Source organism: Halomonas getboli (assembly GCF_023094245.1).
GTDB classification, from domain to species: domain Bacteria; phylum Pseudomonadota; class Gammaproteobacteria; order Pseudomonadales; family Halomonadaceae; genus Halomonas; species Halomonas getboli.
The window spans coordinates 1-17308 of record NZ_JALMEW010000004.1; the positions used below are offsets into that span (position 1 = coordinate 1).

Annotated in this window: 15 protein-coding genes; 5 read left to right on the plus strand and 10 right to left on the minus strand. The window is 69.1% G+C overall.

Annotation, left to right across the window (positions count from 1 at the left end; all coding sequences use genetic code 11):
- On the plus strand, window positions 1–788 hold a 788-nt coding region (locus MYL53_RS09475; protein WP_247853545.1), incomplete at its 5' end, for an aldehyde dehydrogenase family protein.
- Between the two features lie 10 nt (window positions 789–798).
- Window positions 799–1962, plus strand: coding sequence for a fumarylacetoacetate hydrolase family protein (locus tag MYL53_RS09480; RefSeq protein WP_247853546.1), 1164 nt, complete (start codon window positions 799–801; stop codon window positions 1960–1962).
- Between the two features lie 101 nt (window positions 1963–2063).
- On the opposite strand, the gene MYL53_RS09485 is transcribed toward MYL53_RS09480, so the two are convergent.
- The 5 genes from MYL53_RS09485 to MYL53_RS09505 all read right to left on the minus strand — a co-directional run bounded on the left by MYL53_RS09485 (window position 2064) and on the right by MYL53_RS09505 (window position 8076).
- Complete coding sequence (locus tag MYL53_RS09485) at window positions 2064–2984, minus strand: SMP-30/gluconolactonase/LRE family protein (RefSeq protein WP_247853547.1); 921 nt, start codon at window positions 2982–2984, stop codon at window positions 2064–2066.
- A gap of 63 nt (window positions 2985–3047) precedes the next feature.
- On the minus strand, window positions 3048–4061 hold the full coding sequence (gene araH / locus MYL53_RS09490; protein ID WP_247853548.1) for an L-arabinose ABC transporter permease AraH: 1014 nt from the start codon (window positions 4059–4061) through the stop codon (window positions 3048–3050).
- A 43-nt stretch (window positions 4062–4104) separates the two neighbouring features.
- A complete protein-coding gene (gene araG / locus MYL53_RS09495) occupies window positions 4105–5598 on the minus strand; it encodes an L-arabinose ABC transporter ATP-binding protein AraG (protein WP_247853549.1) in 1494 nt (497 codons plus the stop codon).
- Window positions 5599–5656: 58 nt separating this feature from the next.
- A complete protein-coding gene (locus MYL53_RS09500) occupies window positions 5657–6649 on the minus strand; it encodes an arabinose ABC transporter substrate-binding protein (RefSeq protein WP_247853550.1) in 993 nt (330 codons plus the stop codon).
- 311 nt (window positions 6650–6960) lie between these two features.
- Window positions 6961–8076 (minus strand): aldose epimerase family protein, encoded by a 1116-nt coding sequence (locus tag MYL53_RS09505; RefSeq protein ID WP_247853551.1) that lies wholly within the window; start codon window positions 8074–8076, stop codon window positions 6961–6963.
- Between the two features lie 270 nt (window positions 8077–8346).
- Between MYL53_RS09505 and MYL53_RS09510 the strand changes: the two genes are divergently transcribed.
- Window positions 8347–9357, plus strand: a complete 1011-nt coding sequence (locus MYL53_RS09510; RefSeq protein ID WP_247853552.1) for a LysR substrate-binding domain-containing protein — start codon at window positions 8347–8349, stop codon at window positions 9355–9357.
- Here the strand turns inward: MYL53_RS09510 and MYL53_RS09515 are convergent.
- The 3 genes from MYL53_RS09515 to MYL53_RS09525 form a co-directional block, all read right to left on the minus strand.
- Entirely contained in the window at window positions 9318–10289 is a 972-nt protein-coding gene (locus MYL53_RS09515) for a Gfo/Idh/MocA family protein (RefSeq protein WP_247853553.1), read from the minus strand. The two genes, MYL53_RS09510 and MYL53_RS09515, sit on opposite strands and share 40 nt — an antisense overlap.
- Window positions 10290–10371: 82 nt before the next feature.
- The gene (locus MYL53_RS09520) at window positions 10372–11373 is read right to left on the minus strand and encodes a DMT family transporter (RefSeq protein WP_247853554.1); all 1002 of its coding nucleotides are present in this window, start codon (window positions 11371–11373) and stop codon (window positions 10372–10374) included.
- Window positions 11374–11531: 158 nt separating this feature from the next.
- Complete coding sequence (locus tag MYL53_RS09525; RefSeq protein ID WP_247853555.1) at window positions 11532–13247, minus strand: DEAD/DEAH box helicase; 1716 nt, start codon at window positions 13245–13247, stop codon at window positions 11532–11534.
- A 556-nt stretch (window positions 13248–13803) separates the two neighbouring features.
- On the opposite strand from MYL53_RS09525, the gene MYL53_RS09530 reads away from it, so the two are divergent.
- Window positions 13804–14253 (plus strand): YaiI/YqxD family protein, encoded by a 450-nt coding sequence (locus tag MYL53_RS09530; protein ID WP_247853556.1) that lies wholly within the window; start codon window positions 13804–13806, stop codon window positions 14251–14253.
- 55 nt (window positions 14254–14308) lie between these two features.
- On the opposite strand, the gene MYL53_RS09535 is transcribed toward MYL53_RS09530, so the two are convergent.
- Window positions 14309–15322: a glutathione S-transferase family protein gene (locus MYL53_RS09535; protein WP_247853557.1), complete on the minus strand. Its 1014-nt coding sequence runs from the start codon at window positions 15320–15322 to the stop codon at window positions 14309–14311.
- A 99-nt stretch (window positions 15323–15421) separates the two neighbouring features.
- A complete protein-coding gene (locus MYL53_RS09540; RefSeq protein ID WP_247853558.1) occupies window positions 15422–16315 on the minus strand; it encodes a LysR family transcriptional regulator in 894 nt (297 codons plus the stop codon).
- 102 nt (window positions 16316–16417) lie between these two features.
- Between MYL53_RS09540 and MYL53_RS09545 the strand changes: the two genes are divergently transcribed.
- A complete protein-coding gene (locus MYL53_RS09545) occupies window positions 16418–17263 on the plus strand; it encodes a pirin family protein (RefSeq protein WP_247853559.1) in 846 nt (281 codons plus the stop codon).
- Window positions 17264–17308 lie beyond the last annotated feature (45 nt).

Below are 17308 nucleotides of genomic sequence, written 5' to 3' on the forward strand. Positions count from 1 at the left end.
CCGAGATGAGCTCGATCAACCCGGTGTTCCTGCTGCCGGAAGCGCTGAACAACCGCGGCCGCGATCTCGGCGAGGCCTTCATCGGCTCGCTGACCATGGGCGCCGGCCAGTTCTGCACCAATCCCGGGCTGGTGATCGCCGTGAAGGGCGAGAGCCTGGACGCCTTCGTGGCGTCCGCCGCCGAGGCGGTGAAGGCTTCCGCGGCCCAGACCATGCTGACCCCGGGCATCCATGAGGCCTATACCCAAGGCGTCGACGGCCTGGTGGCCAGCAGCAAGGCCCGCGAGGTCGCCCGCGGCAACGCCGGCGAGGGCCCCAACGCCTGCCAGAGCGGGCTGTTCGTGGCCTCCGCCGAGGACTTCATGGGCGACGAGGCGCTGCAGGCCGAGGTCTTCGGCGCCACCTCGCTGGTGGTCGAGTGTGCCGACCTCGACGAGGTCAAGCGCGTGGCGGAATCCCTGGAAGGCCAGCTCACCGCCACCCTGCAGATGGACGACGCCGACCTGGACGCGGCCCGTGCGCTGCTGCCGACGCTCGAGCGCCGCGCCGGCCGGGTGATGGCCAACGGCTGGCCGACCGGCGTCGAGGTGTGCCACGCCATGGTGCACGGCGGCCCGTACCCGGCCACTTCGGACTCCCGCACCACCTCGGTGGGCAGCGCGGCGATCCATCGCTTCCTGCGCCCGGTGTGCTACCAGAACCTGCCCCAGGGCCTGTTGCCCGAGGCCCTGCGCGACGGCAATCCGGCCGGCGTCAGCCGCCTGGTCGACGGCCGGCGCGAGGCCTGAGGAGATGCCCATGCCCGATAGCATGACCTTCGCCCTGCCCGAGGATGCCGACCGCGCCCTGCTGGTCGGCCGGGTCTGGCGCGATGCGCCCCACCCGGGCCCGGCCCTGGTCGTCGTCCGCGACGGCCGGGTGGTCGACATCTCGGCGAGCGTCGCCTGCATGGCCGACCTGCTCGAGCGCGACGATGCCGCCGCGCTGGTGGCCACGGCCGAGGGCGAGGACCTGGGCCCGGTCGAGGAACTGCTGGCGCGTTCGCTGGCGGAGACGCCCGAGGCGCCCTACCTGCTCGCGCCCTGCGATGTGCAGGCGATCAAGGCCTGCGGCGTGACCTTCGCGGTCAGCCTGATGGAGCGGGTGATCGAGGAGCAGGCCGGCGGCGATCCGGCCCGCGCCGGCGAGCTGCGCGAGGAGCTCAGGCAGGTGATCGGCGGCGACCTGTCGAAGATCGTGCCCGGCTCCGAGGCGGCCATGGCGCTCAAGGCCGAGCTCCAGGCCCGCGGCGCCTGGTCCCAGTACATGGAGGTCGGCATCGGGCCGGACGCCGAGGTGTTCACCAAGGCCCAGCCGCTGTCGGCGGTGGGCTTCGGCCGCGGCGTGGGCCTGCATCCGGCCTCCGCGTGGAACAACCCGGAGCCGGAGATCGTGCTGGCGGTGGACGCCGCCGGCCGGGCCCGCGGGGCGACGCTCGGCAACGACGTCAACCTGCGCGACGTGGAGGGCCGCAGCGCCCTGCTGCTGGGCAAGGCCAAGGACAACAACGCGTCCTGCGCCATCGGCCCCTTCATCCGCCTGTTCGACGACGACTTCACCCTGGACACGGTGCGCGAGGCCACGGTGTCGCTGCGCATCGAGGGCGCCGACGACGCCTTCGTGCTGGAGGACTCCAGCGACATGCGCCAGATCAGTCGCGATCCGCTGGATCTGGTGGGCCAGACCCTCGGCGCGCATCACCAGTATCCGGACGGCTTCCTGCTGTTCCTGGGCACCATGTTCTCGCCGATCCAGGACCGCGACGGCAAGGGCCAGGGCTTCACCCACCACCTGGGCGACGTGGTGACCATCGCCACGCCCTCGCTGGGCGCGCTGGTCAACCGCGTCGACCGGTCGGACCGGCTGCCGCCCTGGACCTACGGCATCCGCCAGTGGATGGCGGATATGGCGAAGCATCGATAAGCCGTAAACACTCCGCCGGCACACAAAAAGGGGCGGCCCCGCCGGGTCGCCCCTTTCTTCTTTCTCTATTTATCTTTCCTCTCCCGTCTTGCCAGACACGGCTACCCGCTTTCCCGCCACACCTGCGCTGCTTCCTCGACGTTCACCCGGAACGGCGTGGCCGCCAGCCCCCGCACGCCGGGATCGACCCGGAACAGCCCGCCGGCCAGGCCCTCGGCGTCGCGGTCCTCCGCCGCGGTGGTGATATAGAGCGTATCGAGATCCGGCCCGCCGAAGGCGCAGGAGGTGACCCGCGAGGCCGGCAGCGGCAGCGTCTCGTCGAGGCGACCGTCGGGGGCGAAGCGGCTGACGCGCCCGCCCTCCCAGTGGGCCACCCAGAGTCCGCCCTCGGCATCGCAGGCCATGCCGTCGGGAAAGCCCTGGGTCTCGCCGAAGCGGATGTGCGCGCGCTTGTTCGCGAGGCTTCCGTCGGCAGCCAGGTCGAAGGCGTGGATCACCCGCCGCGGGGTGTCGCTGTGATAGAGGGTACGGCCATCGGGGGCGATCGCCGGGCCGTTGGCCACCCGATAGCCCGCATCGAGGCGCCGCAGGTGACGGCCTTCCAGGCGATAGAGCGCGCCGCTGGACTCCTCGGCGGCGTCGTCCATGGAGCCGAACCACAGCCGCCCCGCGGGATCGACCTTGGCGTCGTTGAAGCGGTTGCCGGCCGGCTCGTCCTGCGGCGTGGGCCAGGCGGCGACGATGCGCGGCCCGTTTTCCTCCAGGCGCAGATGGACCAGGCGCGAGCGCAGCCCGGCGATGAAGCCGTCGCCGTCGTCGCGGGGCGCCAGCCAGCAGCAGGCCTCGTCCAGCGGCCAGACGCGGGTCTCGCCGCGAGCCGGATCGAAGGCCTGCAGGCGAACGCCGAGGATATCGACGAACAGCAGCTGGCCGGCGTCGCCGCGCTCGGGGCACCACAGCGGCCCTTCGCCGAGTCGGGCACGACCGGCCCAGACGCATTCCAGTGTCGAGGCATCGACCATGGGAATCTCCGTGCTCGAGAGTCAGCCAAGCGCGGCCCCGCCGGACGACGGGGCCGCGGCGGGTCAGGCGCGCTGTCGGCGGGTCTGCTTCCAGCGGTCGAACATCACCGCCAGCAGCAGGATGGCGCCGCGCACCAGGTACTGGTAGAAGGTCGGCACGTTGAGCAGGCCCATGGCGTTCTGCACGCAGCCCATGATCAGCACGCCCACCAGCACCCCGGTGATCGAGGCGATGCCGCCGGACAGCGCCACGCCGCCCAGCACGCAGGCCGAGATCACGGCGAGCTCCAGCCCCTGAGAGGTGTTGGGATCGCCGAGGCCCATGCGCGAGGTCAAGAGCACCCCGGCGATGCCGGCCACCACGCCCTGCAGGCCGAAGACGATGATCTTCAGCCGGCGCACGTTGACCCCGGCCAGGGCCGCGGCCTCGGCGTTGCCGCCGGTGGCCAGCACGTTGCGGCCGAAGGCGGTCATGTTGAGCAGCACGCCGAAGATCACGAAGCAGGCGATCATGGTCCACACCGGCAGGGTCAGGCCGAGGAAGGAGGCGCTGCCCAGCTCGAAGAAGGCCGGCACGGTGATCATCACCGCGTCGCCGCCGGAGGTGATGTAGGCCAGGCCACGCACGAACTCCATGGCCGCCAGGGTGGCGATCAGCGAGTTGATGCCGAAGCGGGCCACTACGAAGCCATTGAAGGCCCCGACGGCGCCGCCGGCGACCACGCCGCCCAGCACGCCGATGATCACGCTGCCCGAGGCCGAGGTGGCCACGGCGGCGACCACCCCGGCGAAGGCCACGATGGAGGCCACCGAGAGGTCGACCTCGCCCAGCGCCAGCACCAGCATCATGGTGGTGGCGATGGTGCCGATCAGCGTCACCGAGAGCAGCAGGCCGACCATGTTGCGGCCGGTCAGGAAATCGGGGATGAATACCGACAGCGCCACGAACAGCACGGCGAAGATGGCGATCAGCCCCGAGGTGTCGAGCAGGGTGCGCAGCGGCTTGGTCAGCCCCTGGCGGCCCTCGGGGCGCGCCGGGGCGCCGCCCTCGTCCTGCGCGATTTTTTGCGTCGTCATAGCGATTTCTCTCGCGATTGTTGTGATATCGAAAGGCGCTCGTTCAGGCCGGCAGCGCCAGGCCCAGCAGGCGTTCCGGGGTGGCCTCGTCGCGTTCCACCACGTCGACCAGGGCACCGTCGCGCATCACCCCGATGCGGTCGCAGATCGAGCTGACCTCGGCCAGGTCGCTGGAGATCACCACCACGCTCTTGCCCTGGTCGGCCAGGTCGTAGAGCAGGGTGTAGATGTCGCGGCGGGCGCCGACGTCGATGCCGCGGGTCGGCTCGTCCATGACGAACAGCTCGATCTCCTCGGACAGCCAGCGGGCCAGGATCACCTTCTGCTGGTTGCCGCCGGACAGCGTGCTGATGCGGGTGCGCGGCCCCGGCGTCTTGATGCTCAACCGATCGATGTACTCGCGGGTGTTGGCCAGCTCCCGCGCCGGCTGGCGGAACAGCCCCCAGCGCTTGTAGAAGCGTCGGCAGCTGACGTTGAGGTTGTCGGTAACGCTGGCAATGGGAAAGATGCCCTGGGACTTGCGGTCCTCCGGGCACATGGCGATGCCGGCGCGGATCGCCTCGCCGGGCGTGCGGAAGCGCCGCGGCGCGCCGGCGAAGCGCACCTCGCCGGCGCGCGGCTTCTCCACGCCACACACCAGCCGCATCAGCTCGCTGCGCCCGGCACCGACCAGGCCGAACAGCCCGAACACCTCGCCGCGCCGCACGCTGAAGCTGACCGGCTCGCTCAGCCCCTTGCCGTCGATGGCGTCGATGGCCATCAGCTCGTCGCCGGCCTCGCGGGCGCGGTAGCCGTAGACGTCCTCGATGTCGCGGCCGACCATCTCGCTGACCAGGGTGTCGTGATCGAGCGTGGCGAGGCTGTCGTGGGTGCGAATGTGCTTGCCGTCGCGGAACACCGTGACGGCGTCACACATCTCGAACACCTCCTCCATGCGGTGGGTGACGTAGAGCACCACCCGGCCCTCGTCGCGCAGCCGCTGGACGATGCGCTTGAGCTGGCGGGTCTCCTGCACCGACAGCGAGCTGGTCGGCTCGTCGAAGGCGATCACCCTGGCGTCGCGCAGCAGGGCGCGGCCGATCTCGATCATCTGCTGCTGGCCGATGGACAGGTCGCGGACCTTGGTCGACGGGTGGATCTCGTCCTCGCCCAGCTCGCGCAGGATGCGCAGCGCCTCGTCGCGCAACCGGCGGCGGTCGACGAAGCCGCGCCGGGCCGGCAGCTGGCCGAGCAGCAGGTTCTCGGCCACCGAGAGGTTCGGCGACAGCGTCAGTTCCTGGTAGATGATCGCGATGCCCTGGCGCAGCGCCTGGCGGGCGTTGGCGAAGACGTGGCGCTCGCCGCCCAGCCACAGCGCGCCCTCGGTGACGCGATTGACGCCGCTGAGCACCTTGAGCAGGGTCGACTTGCCGGCGCCGTTCTCGCCCATCAGGGCATGCACCTGGCCGGCATGGGCGGCGAAGCTCACCCCGTCCAGGGCGCGAACGCCGGGGAATTCGACGCTGATGCCGTCGAAACGCAGGTAGGGGTCTGACATGGCAGATGACTCCTGGGCGGAAGACGCGCCCGGCCCCCCGCGGCCCGGGCGGGCGGGATCAGAGGCCGAGCTCATCGCGCACGTCCTGCCAGTTGTCGCGGGTCATCAGGGTGCCGGAAGTCACGGTATTCTCCGGCGGCTTCTCGCCCTCGGTGATCCAGGCGTAGAGGTCCTCCGCGGTCTGGCGGCCGTGCATGGTGGAGCTCACCGCCACGGTGCCGTGGAAGCCGGTGGGTTTCTCGCGGGAGAACTCGGCGAAGGCCGCGCCGGAGCCGTTGATACCGACGCCGATCACGTCCTCGGCGCCCAGCCCGTACTGCTCGCTGGCGCGCACGCCGCCCAGCACGCTCTCCTCGTTGAGGGCGTAGATCACCCAGTGCTCGTAGTCGCCGCGCTTGGCGAACACCGGTGAGGCGGCCGAGAAGGCGCTGCTGGTGTCGGTATTCTGCTGGGGCGCGTCGAAGATGTTGTCCTCTTGGAACCCGGCATCGAGCAGCGCATCGGTGGCGCCGTCGGTACGTTCCTTGGCGGTGGGCAGCTCGTAGTTGGTGATGCGAAGCGCGGCGACCTCCTGCGGGTCCCAGCCGCGGGCCTTCATCTCGTCGGCGATCGCCTCGCCCACCTGCTGGCCGATCTTGTAGCCGGACATGCCCAGGTGCGGCACGCCCTCCATGGGCTCGCCATCGGGGCCGACGAAGCGGTCGTCCACGGTAACCACCTTCATGCCGTACTGCTCGGCGCGGTTCATGATCGCCGGCCCCAGGCGCACGTCCGGCGGGCAGATCACGAAGCCCTGGGCGCCCTGGGAGTTGAGGTTGTCGATGGCGCTGAGCACCTGCTGGCCGTCCTCGCCGGCCAGGCGCACCACCTCGAAGCCCTTTTCCTCACCGACGGCGGTGGCGGCCTGCTGCTCGTTGATGAACCAGGCCTGCTCGGGCTTCTTGACGATGAAGCCCATGGTGACGTCGTCCTGGGCCTGGGCACCGCTGAGGGCGGCCATGGCGATGGCGCCACCAAGCGCCAGACGTGCGAATCGAGACGTGAGAGTCATGCCGTGCTCCTTTCGCCCCTGTCGGGGTCATTGTTGTTGGAGGTCGTTGTCGTGGGAAATCGAGTCGGTCGAAAGACGCCTTCACCCTAGCCAGCTCACGGCATAACCCTCTAATACCCAAACCCAGCGATAGCGATACAAGTTTTGCTATCACGACGCGGCAAACGACGCCGTCAGGCGACACCGATGCCGGCCGGCGCTCCTTCCGGGCGAGACTAAAGTTGCGTTTGCCCTACCCTGGCACCGCGGCCGCAAACGAAAGAAGCCGCCCACCGGCGGCTTCACATCGAGCATGAAACGGCGGCAATGCCTCAGTCGTCGTCGGCATCCGTCGAGAAGCGGTAGACCGTCAGCGAGCGATAGGTCTCGTCGGGTTCGAGAATCGTCGAGGGGAAATCCGGCCGATTGGGCGAGTCGGGAAAGTGCTGGGTTTCCAGCGCGAAGCCGGAACGTTTCAGGTAGGGCTCACCGCCCTTGCCAGTCACGCTGCCGTCGAGGAAATTCCCCGAATAGAACTGCAGGCCGGGCTCGGTGGTGGCGATCTCGAGCACGCGGCCGCTGTCGGGATCGACGACCCGGGCCGCCGATCGGGGCGCGTCCAACGGGGCGTTGTCCATGGCCAACACGAAGTTGTGATCGTAGCCGCCGCCGCGGGCCAGCTGACGATTGTCGTCGCCGATGCGCCGGCCGATCGGGGTCGGCTGACGGAAGTCGAAGGGCGTGCCCGCCACGTCGCGGATCTCGCCGGTGGGAATCAGCGTCTCGTCGACCGGTGTAAAGGCATCGCCGTGGATCGTCAGCACGTGATCGAGAATGCTGGGATCGCCCTCGCCGGAGAGATTGAAGTAGCTGTGCTGGGTCAGATTGACCGGCGTCGCCCGGTCGGTCTCGGCGCGATAGCTCACCTCCAGGGCGTTGTCGTCGGTCAAGGTATAGGTGACCGTTGCCTCGAGCCGGCCGGGATAGCCCTCCTCGCCGTCCTCGCTGACATAATGCAGGATCACGCCCTCGCCATTCTCGTCGCTGAACGGCTCGGCCTGCCACAGCCGCCGGTCGAAGCCCTCTTCGCCACCGTGCAGATGGTTGTCCCCGTCGTTGGTGGCCAACTGGTAGGTCGTGCCGTCGAGGCTGAAACGCCCCTGGTCGATGCGGTTGCCGTAGCGACCGATCAGGGCGCCGAAGTAGGGGTTCAGCCGACGGTAGGCCTCGGACAGATAGCCGTCGAGGGTGTCGAAACCGAGCACGATATCCTCGACATTTCCCTCTCGATCGGGTGCCTTCAGCGAGACGATGATCCCGCCATAATTCATGACCTCGACCGTCATGCCGTCGGCATTGGTGAGGCGATAGAGCGTGACCTCTCGGCCGTCGGGCAGTTCGCCGAACGGCGCCGCCTCGACGCCCCTGTTCCCCACATGGTGCGCCATGTCGTCTCCTCTTCCCTGTGATATGTCGTCGGCCATGGCAGCGCCACCGCCGATCATGAACAGGCCGATGGCCCCGCCAAGGGCCCGGCATCGTGTCGCGTCGAACATAGCAGAAAGTCCACTTTTTCCGGGTCGGCACGTTGCGTTAGAACGGAGCTAGTGCAACGGGAGGGCGCCGGATGCGCCCTCCATCGCCAACCTAGGCAAGGCCCATCGGAAAGGACCAATAATGTTCGCCACGACAGTCGATATACAAAGCGTTATCGCCCCATGAAGGCATCGCACGCTCCCGACGCCCTGCCCCCGGACTGGTTCCTGCGCGTTCGACTAAAGTTCCGCCATCTACAGCTGTTCGTCGCCCTCGACGAACAGCGCAACCTGCATCGCGCCGCTGAGAGCCTGGGCATGAGCCAGCCGGCGGCCTCCAAGCTGCTCGGTGACCTGGAGTCGCAGCTCGGCGTGGCGCTGTTCGAGCGCCACTCCCGCGGCCTCACGCCCAACTGGTACGGCGAGTGCCTGATCCGCCATGCCCGGGGCATCGTCTCCCAGCTGCAGCACGCCGGGGAGGAGCTCAACGCCCTGGAGGCAGGCAACGCCGGGGTGGTCTCGGTCGGCACGGTGATGGCGCCGGCGGTGACGCTGTTGACCAGTGCCATCGAGCGCGTGCATCGCGACCTGCCCGGCCTCAAGATCGGCGTCGACGTCGGCGTCAGCCGGGGCCTGGTGTCGCGACTGCTGGAGGGCGAGCTCGACTTCGCCATCACCCGCATCCCCGCCGGCTTCCCGGCGGAGCGCTTCGTGTTCGAGGAAATCGGCGAGGAGGCGCTGTGCTTCGTGTGCCGCGAGGGGCATCCGCTGACCGGGCAGGCGCCGCTGACGCTGGAGGCGATGGCCGCCTATCCCTGGGCGCTGCAGCCGCCGGGGGCGCTGATGCGCCAGCGGGTCGACGGGCTCTTCCTGCAGCACGGCGTCGTGCCGCCGCGCCAGATCGTCGACACCGCCGACGTGCTGGTGGCCCTGGCGCTGGTCGACAAGTCGGATACCCTCACCGTCACCACCCGCGAGACCGCCGACTTGCTGTGCGCACCCCAGCGCTTCCGCCGGCTGCCCTTCGAGGAAGCGCTGAGCGTGCAACCCTACGGCCTGGTGAGCCTGCGCGACCGGCGCCTGTCCCCCGGCGCCGCGGCGCTGATGGCCAGCCTGCGCGAACTGGTGGCGCATCAGCGCCGGCTAGTCGAACCTCAGCCCTCGAACGGCTCGACGCTCTCGCGACGCCCGTAGAGGAAAACATCCGCCACCTGGCGCAGCGGCGCGACGTCGACGTCGGAGCGGCCGGCGGCGGCGAGCTCGGCGAAACGCGCGTAGAGCCCGGCGTATTCCTGGCCGACCATGGCCGCCAGCCGCGACGGCTCGTCATCGCCGTCGCCGGTGGGCGCGTCCACCATCACCTCATCGTCGATCAGCAGACGATTGCCGCCGTGGGTCAGGCGCAGCCGGCCGGCGTCGGTCGTCACGCGTACCTCCCAGGTCACCTCGCCGGTCTGGCGGAAGTCGAAGTCGGCCTCGATCGGCGTCTCGTCGGCGTCCATGAAGGCCAGCTCAGCGGCGATCGGCGTCTGGCAGTTGGCCGGCACCTCGAGGGTCGCCCGGCGCAGGAAGAACGGCCGCGGCAGCACCTTGGTGACCACCGAGAGGGCGTTGATGCCGGGGTCGAACACACCCATGCCGCCGGGCTCCCACAGCCAGGACTGACCGGGGTGCCAGACGCGCACGTCCTCCTTCCACTCGATCTCGACGCTATCGATGCGGCGCTCGGCCAGCCACTCGCGCGCCCTGGCCACGCCGGCGGCCTGCTGGGAGTGCCAGGCGGCGAACAGCGTGCCCGGGCAGCGCTCGGCGAGTTCGACCAACGCCGCGACCTCGCTGAGCGTGGCGCCCGGCGGCTTCTCCAGCATCACGTGCTTGCCGGCCTCCAGCGCCTGGCGCGCCTGGGCGTAGCGCAGGTGGGTCGGGGTGCAGATGGCCACGGCATCGAGGTCGGGCTCGGCGGCCAGCATCGCCTCGAGCGAAGAATAGTGCGGCAGGCCGTCGATGCCCGCCACGGGGTCGGCACCGGCAGTCAGACGCAGGGTCGGATGAGCCTGGATGGCCGGCAGGTGCTGGTCTCGGGCGATCTTGCCGAGGCCCACGAGACCGATGGAAAGGGTAGACATGGCGATTCCTGAACGAAGGGGAAACGATGAGCGGACCATACCAGAGCATATGTAGAACATACAGTCTCACCCGGCGCCGGGCTCAGTGCGGCCCCGGCGCCTCCGCCCGACGGGTGCCGACATCGGTCGTGTCGGCATCGGCGGTTTCGCTCCCGGCGGTCTCCTCGATCAGCTCGCGCTCGTCAGGCGCGCCGGCGGCGGCCTTCTGGCGCTGGCGGCGCAGGTCGCGCAGGGTACTGATCAGCATCGCGGCGACGATGATGCCGCCGCCGATGAAGGCCGCCACGGTCGGCACCTCGCCGACCCAGACCCACACCAGCAGGGTGCCGACCAGGGTCTCGAGCAGCATCACCAGGCTGACCTCGGCGCCCGGCAGATAGCGCGGCCCGGTCTGGATCAGGAAATAGGCGATCGGCAGCAGCACGCCCATGGCGGCCAGATAGCGCATGTCTTCCGCCGAGGGCAGCTGAATTCCGCCCATCAGCGCGCCCGGTATCAGCATGGCCAGGCAGCCCAGCGGCAGGATCACCGTGGTGTCGACGCCGCGCCGACGCTGGCCCTTCTGGGCGCTGGCCACGGTGGTGTTGATGGCGATGCACAGCGGCACGCCCAGGGCCACGGCGAGCCCGAGCAGACTGCCGCCGCCGATCTCGCCCGAGGCCATCAGGCAGGCGCCGGCGACGCAGAACGCGATCACCACCCAGGTCTGGCGGCGCAGCCGCTCGCCGAACACCACCAGGCCGATCAGCGCGGCGACCAGCGGCGCCAGGTTCATCATCACCAGCACGTTGCCGGCGGCGGTGAGGCGGCTACCGATGACGAAGGCCCAGGCGCTGGTGCCGAAGGCCAGCGGGCACCACCAGGCCGCTGGGCCGCAGGCCTTCACCGCCGCCGGCAGCTCGCGGCCGTAGCGCAGCAGGGCGATGGCGAGCAGCACGACGCCGAGCAGCAGGCCGCGCCAGAACATGAAGGTGGCCACATCCACCGAGGTGGCCTTGATCAGCAGGGCATCCGGCGACAGCAGCAGCACCCCGGTCATGGTGATCAGGTAGCCCCGCAGGCGAAACGGCAAACGCTGCCACATCTTCGCTTCCCCCCTCGGCGCAAGCGCCGACGACACAGTGATAAACAGGCGGTAAAAACGACGAGCAGGCCGGGGTTTCCCCCGGCCTGCTCGGCTTGGCGATGCGAGCGACGCTCACTCCTGGGTCAGGAGCGACGCCTCACGCTGGCGAGATCGCCTCAGGCGCGTTCGCGACGCGGCACCGGACCGTCGTCGTCGCGACGGCGACGCGGCGCACGCTCGGCGGGAGCGCGGTCTTCGCTGATTTCCAGCGGACGACCGGCGACGCGGGCACGCCCCATCTTGTCGAGGATGCTCGACGGCAGGTTGTTCGGCAACTCGACGACGGAAAACGCATTGCGGATGTCGATCCGGCCGATGCGGTTGCCCTCGATGCCGCCTTCGTTGGCCAGGGCGCCGACCAGCTGACCCGGCTTGACGCCGTCCTTGTGGCCCACGGAAACGCGGTAGCGGGTCATGCCCTCGCGCGGCGCACGGTCGCGGGGACCGTTCTCGCGACGCGGCTTGCCGTCGCGGCGGTCGTTGCGATCGTTACGCTCCTTGCGCGGCGCCTGGAGGCGACCGATCGGCGCCTCGTCGGCGCGGGCCAGGGCGGAGAAGGCACAGGCCAGCTCGACCGGATCGTAGCCTTCGCCGATCAGCTGCTCGATCAGGGCGCGCTGCTCCTCGGCGCCTTTGGTCACGGCGGCGACGGCGCGCTGGTGGAAGACCTGATCGCGATGGGCGCGGATGGCGGCCTCGTCGGGCAGTGCCATCTCGCTCATCTTCTGGCCGGTGGCCTGCTCCAGCCAGCCCACCTTGCGGCTCTCGCGGTTGCCGGCGAAGGTGATCGCCACACCGCTGCGACCGGCACGACCGGTACGGCCGATGCGGTGGGTGTAGGCCTCGCTGTCCTGGGGCAGGTCATAGTTGATGACATGGGTGATGCGCGGCACGTCGAGGCCGCGGGCGGCCACGTCGGTGGCGATCAGCACGTCGACCTTGCCGCGCTTGAGGCGGGTGATGGTGCGCTCGCGCAGGCTCTGGTCCAGGTCACCGGACAGGCTGGCCACGTTGACGCCACGGGCGGAGAGCTGCTCCATCAGGGTGGTGCAGGCGGCCCGGGTGCGCACGAAGACGATAGCGGCATCGACCGGCTCGACCTCGAGGATGCGCGCCAGCGCCTCCTGCTTGGCACCGCCCTCGATGCGCACGCGGCGCTGCTCGATGTTCTCGCCGGTGGTGGTGCGCGACTCGATGGTCACCTTGACCGGCTCGACGAGATAGCGGTTGACGATGCGCTCGATCTCGGTCGGCAGGGTGGCGGAGAAGAACACGCGCTGGGCGTCCTGCGGGGTGTCGGCGACCACGCGCTTGACGTCGTCGATGAAGCCCATGCGCAGCATCTCGTCGGCTTCGTCCAGCACCAGGGCGGAGAGGCCATCGAGCTTGAGGCTGCCACGATCCAGGTGATCGATGATGCGACCCGGGGTGCCGACCACCACCTGGGCGCCGCGGCGCAGCGCCTGCAGCTGGTCGCGATATTCCATGCCGCCGCACAGGGTGGCGACTTCCAGGCCCTTGAGGTTCTGGCCGTACTTGGTGAAGGAGACGGCCACCTGCTGGGCCAGCTCGCGGGTCGGCGCCATCACCAGCACCTGGGGAGCGCGCTTGTCGAGGTCGAGGCGCGAGAGCAGCGGCAGGGCGAAGGCGGCGGTCTTGCCGGTACCGGTCTGGGCCTGGCCCAGCATGTCGCGGCCTTCCAGCAGTGCCGGAATGGTCTGTGCCTGGATCGGCGACGGAGTCTGGTAGCCGAGGGTCTCGATGGCGGAGAGAACGGCAGGCAGCAGGGCCAGATCGCCGAAACTCGGCGAGGCGACGGAAGTCGAGGTCATGAATCACACCTTGGTAGGCCGGCATCGCCGGCAAGAAACATCATGGCGCCCCTGACGCGGTCACACGGTCAAGGTTCCTGCACGAGGGCAGGTCGTCGTCAACATCGGAGTCGGGGACGCCGGTCGCACCTGGCATCGGTTCGAGCCCGCCATGGCAGGCGAACCGTCGTGGCGACCGTTTGCGCCGAATTCGCCCGGGTGGCGAACTCTCGGCGGCGCTCCATCTTCACAGTTCGAACGCATTGGGCGGTAGGCCCGGCGTCTTCGCGAGCGTCGCGGTCACGATGCGTGACGCGGCGCTGAGTAGGATGGTGGGGTCAGCACATGCGAGGAGCGCGCATGCTACCATCGTCCCGTTGATCTGGCCAATCTTTTCCGGCGAGACGCCGCATCGACATCGGGGCTGACCCGGCGACAGGTCTCCGAAGGGGCGCTGTAAACCCGTCCCTGGGCGCTACCGACGCCATCCCTGGCGTAGGCCCCCTTCTGCGACCTGTCCCCGGCGCCCCTCGCATGGCCAGAGATCCCCGCCCTTTTTCTTTCTTCAGGAGCCTTCATGCCGAACCTCTGGGTCGACGCCGATGCCTGCCCGCGGATCGCCCGCGAGATCATCGTGCGCGCCGCCGAACGCACCGCCACCCCGACCACCTTCGTCGCCAATCACCAGGTGCCGCTGCCGCCCTCGAAATGGGTGAAGGGGCTGGCGGTCAGCCACGGCTTCGACGCCGCCGACGACGAGATCGTCGACCGCCTGGCAGCCGGCGATCTGGTGATCACCTCGGACCTGCCGCTGGCCCTGGCCGCCATCGAGCGCGGCGCCAGCGTGATGACCAGCCGCGGCGAGGCGCTGAACGAGAGCAACATCCGCGCCCGCGTGCAGATGCGGGACTTCATGGAAACATTGAGAGCCAGCGGCGAACACACCGGCGGGCCCAAGGGTTATTCGGACGTCGACCGGCGGGAATTCGCCAACGCGCTGGATCGGTGGTTGGCGAAGAGAAAGTAAGGAGTATGGAGTGAGGGGTAAGGAGTGAGGCGTTACCCCCTCACACCTCGTCTCCTCACGCCTCACCGACCTGATCGCGAATCCCCTGCCCCGGCAGCCGCTCGCGGTCGTGGGGACGGTCGAGGCCGAGCAGCGGGCCGGCCGGCACGATACCGTTGGGATTGATGGTCTTGTGGCTCATGTAGTAGTGGCGCTGGATATGGTCCATGTTCACCGTCTCGGCCACGCCCGGCCACTGATAGAGCTCGCGCACGTAGTTCGAGAGGTTCGGGTAGTCCTCGAGGCGGCGCAGGTTGCACTTGAAGTGGCCGTGATAGACGGCATCGAAGCGCACTAGGGTGGTGAACAGGCGGATGTCGGCCTCGGTGAGCCACTCCCCGGCCAGGTAGCGCCACTCCGAGAGCCGCGTCTCCAGCCGGTCGAGGGCGGCGAACAGCGCCTCGACGTGGCGTTCGTAGACGTCCTGCTCGGTGGCGAAGCCGGCCTTGTAGACGCCGTTGTTGACGTTGTCGTAGACGTCGGCGTTGACGGCGTCGATGGTCTCGCGCAGGTCCTCCGGGTAGAGGTCCAGGCGGTTGCCGGTCAGCTCGTCGAAGGCGTCGTTGAAGATGCGCACCAGGTCCGCCGACTCGTTGCTGACGATGCGGTCGTCACGGCGATCCCACAGCGCCGGCACCGTGACGCGGCCGGTGTAGTGCGGGTCGGTCAGGGTATAGAGCTGGTGGTGAAAATCGACGCCGTTGAGCGGGTCGCCGCTCGAGCCCTCGTCGCGATGATAGCTCCAGCCCTGATCGAGCATCAGCGGGCTGGTGTGCGAAACGCCGATCAGCGACTCGAGCCCCTTGAGGCGACGCATGATCAGCACGCGGTGCGCCCAGGGGCAGGCCAGCGAGACGTAGAGATGATAGCGGTCGGCCTCGGCGGTGCGCGCCGGCCGGCCGTCGGGGCCGGGACTGCCGTCCGGAGTGATCCAGTCGCGCAGCTTGGCGGATTCGCGCACGAACTCACCGCCGTGCGCCTGGGTGTCATACCACTGGTCGTGCCACTGGCCGTCGATCAGCAAGCCCATCTCGAATTCCTCTCTCAGAACGTTTACGCCTAGCGTAAACCGAGAAAATCGAAGCTCAAGCGCAGTTTTTGGCCGTTGTCATTCGTTTTCTTCGAACGGTTAACTGGCGTTGCGCCCTCGCACGCTGTCGCGCAGCTGCTGGGCCATGGCGCGGGTGGCCGGCCCGGCACGGTCCTGATCGCGGTGAATGAGCTGAATGGGGACCTCGCGCACCCCGCCGGCCGACAGCGGCAACGGCTTGAGACGCCCGGCCTCGAGGCTGTCGCCCAGGCGCGTCTCCGGCACCCAGGCGAAGCCGAGGTTGCGCTCCAGCATGCCGATGGAGGTATCGAGATGGCTCACCGTCCAGCGCTGCTCGGCCTTGAGCCAGCCGGAATCCTGCGCTCGTCCCTGGGCGGAATCGCGCACCACCAGCTGGCGATGCTGCTCCAGGTCGCGCAGGTCGAGCGGGCGGCCCAACCGGTGCAGGGCGTGATCGGGATGGGCCACGGCGATGAAGCGCACCGTCACCAGCGGCTCGCCGAGGAAGCCCTGGGCGCCGAGCCCCGAGATCAGCAGATCGGCCTCGCCGTCCTTGAGCATCTCGACGCCGCCGTTGAGCACCGTCTCGTGAAGCTGCACGCGCACGTAGGGGAAGGCCGCGGAGAAGGCATCCAGCGCCCGCGCCAGGGCATCCGGCGGAAAGAGCTGGTCAATGGCCAGCACGATCTCGGCCTCCAGCCCCTCGCCCAGGCGTGCGGCGACATCTTCCAGCGAGGCGGCGCTGTCGAGCAGCTGGCGGGCGCGCCGCAGCAGCAGCTCGCCGGCTTCGGTCAGCCGCACCTGTCGCCCCACCGGCTCCAGCACCGCCACACCGAGCTGTTCTTCCAGCTTGTGCACCGCATGGTTGAGCGTCGAGGGGCTCTTGTGAATGGCCTCGGCGGCGCGTGAGAAGCCGCCATGGTCGACCACGGCGGCCAGCATCTGCCACTGGGCGAGGGTGACGCGAGACATGTTCGATTTCCTCGAATATAACAGGCGAAAAGTTGCGCTTAATCTTCGAAAAAATCGGCCTAGAATGCCAGACATTCCATCACCGCCAGGGAGATAGAAACGATGCCCCAGCCCCTCGACCGCCGCATCCAACGTCGCCTCAGGAGTCAGCCCAGCCAGGACGGCGACGGCGTCGCCATTCGCCGCCTGCACGACTTCGGCGGCGGCCTGGACCCGTTTCTGATGCTCGACGAGCTCGAGGCAGCGCCTCACGACGAGGCGATCGGCGGCTTTCCGCCCCATCCGCATCGCGGCATCCAGACCCTGACCTACGCCCTGCACGGCGGCCTACGCCACGAGGATCACCTCGGCCACCATTCGAGCATCGGCGCCGGCGACGCCCAATGGATGCATACCGGCCGCGGCATCATTCACGGCGAGACGCCCTTCGCCGACGCCCGGGGCCTGCATGCCTTCCAGCTGTGGCTCAATCTTGCCGCCGCCGACAAGCTGAGCCCCCCCACCTATCGCGACGTGCGCCGCAATGAGATGCCGCGGCTGGACCGGCCTGGCGTGAGTCTGACGGCACTCGGAGGCGACTGGCAGCTGGCCGACGGCGAGCGCGTCAGCGGCCCGCTCGAGGCCCTGGCCGGCCAGGGCAGCGTGGCCCATGCCACGTTTGACGCCGGCGGCACACTGTCACTCGCATCAGACGCCACCACCCTGCTGGTCTTCGTCTTCGACGGCGAACTGACGGTAGGCGGCGACGGCGTCACCCAGGGCGAGCTGGTACGCCTCGGCGAAGGCGGCCGCTTGACCTTGACCAGCGCCGGCGGGGCCCAGGCGCTGCTGCTGGCGGGAGAGCCTCACAATGAGCCGATCGCCCACTACGGGCCCTTCGTGATGAATCATCGCCATGAGCTCGACCAGGCGCTGCGCGACTATCAGAACGGGACCTTCGTCGACTGATCCCGCTCGTGGCGGGTTGCCAGACGCCCGCGGCGCATGGCAGAG

Coding starts and splice junctions, on each gene's coding strand:
- MYL53_RS09480 (WP_247853546.1), top strand. CDS start 799: ATGCCCGATAGCATGACCTTCGCCCTGCCCGAGGATGCCGACCGCGCC.
- MYL53_RS09485 (WP_247853547.1), bottom strand. CDS start 2,984: ATGGTCGATGCCTCGACACTGGAATGCGTCTGGGCCGGTCGTGCCCGA.
- araH (WP_247853548.1), bottom strand. CDS start 4,061: ATGACGACGCAAAAAATCGCGCAGGACGAGGGCGGCGCCCCGGCGCGC.
- araG (WP_247853549.1), bottom strand. CDS start 5,598: ATGTCAGACCCCTACCTGCGTTTCGACGGCATCAGCGTCGAATTCCCC.
- MYL53_RS09500 (WP_247853550.1), bottom strand. CDS start 6,649: ATGACTCTCACGTCTCGATTCGCACGTCTGGCGCTTGGTGGCGCCATC.
- MYL53_RS09505 (WP_247853551.1), bottom strand. CDS start 8,076: ATGGCGCACCATGTGGGGAACAGGGGCGTCGAGGCGGCGCCGTTCGGC.
- MYL53_RS09510 (WP_247853552.1), top strand. CDS start 8,347: ATGAAGGCATCGCACGCTCCCGACGCCCTGCCCCCGGACTGGTTCCTG.
- MYL53_RS09515 (WP_247853553.1), bottom strand. CDS start 10,289: ATGTCTACCCTTTCCATCGGTCTCGTGGGCCTCGGCAAGATCGCCCGA.
- MYL53_RS09520 (WP_247853554.1), bottom strand. CDS start 11,373: ATGTGGCAGCGTTTGCCGTTTCGCCTGCGGGGCTACCTGATCACCATG.
- MYL53_RS09525 (WP_247853555.1), bottom strand. CDS start 13,247: ATGACCTCGACTTCCGTCGCCTCGCCGAGTTTCGGCGATCTGGCCCTG.
- MYL53_RS09530 (WP_247853556.1), top strand. CDS start 13,804: ATGCCGAACCTCTGGGTCGACGCCGATGCCTGCCCGCGGATCGCCCGC.
- MYL53_RS09535 (WP_247853557.1), bottom strand. CDS start 15,322: ATGGGCTTGCTGATCGACGGCCAGTGGCACGACCAGTGGTATGACACC.
- MYL53_RS09540 (WP_247853558.1), bottom strand. CDS start 16,315: ATGTCTCGCGTCACCCTCGCCCAGTGGCAGATGCTGGCCGCCGTGGTC.
- MYL53_RS09545 (WP_247853559.1), top strand. CDS start 16,418: ATGCCCCAGCCCCTCGACCGCCGCATCCAACGTCGCCTCAGGAGTCAG.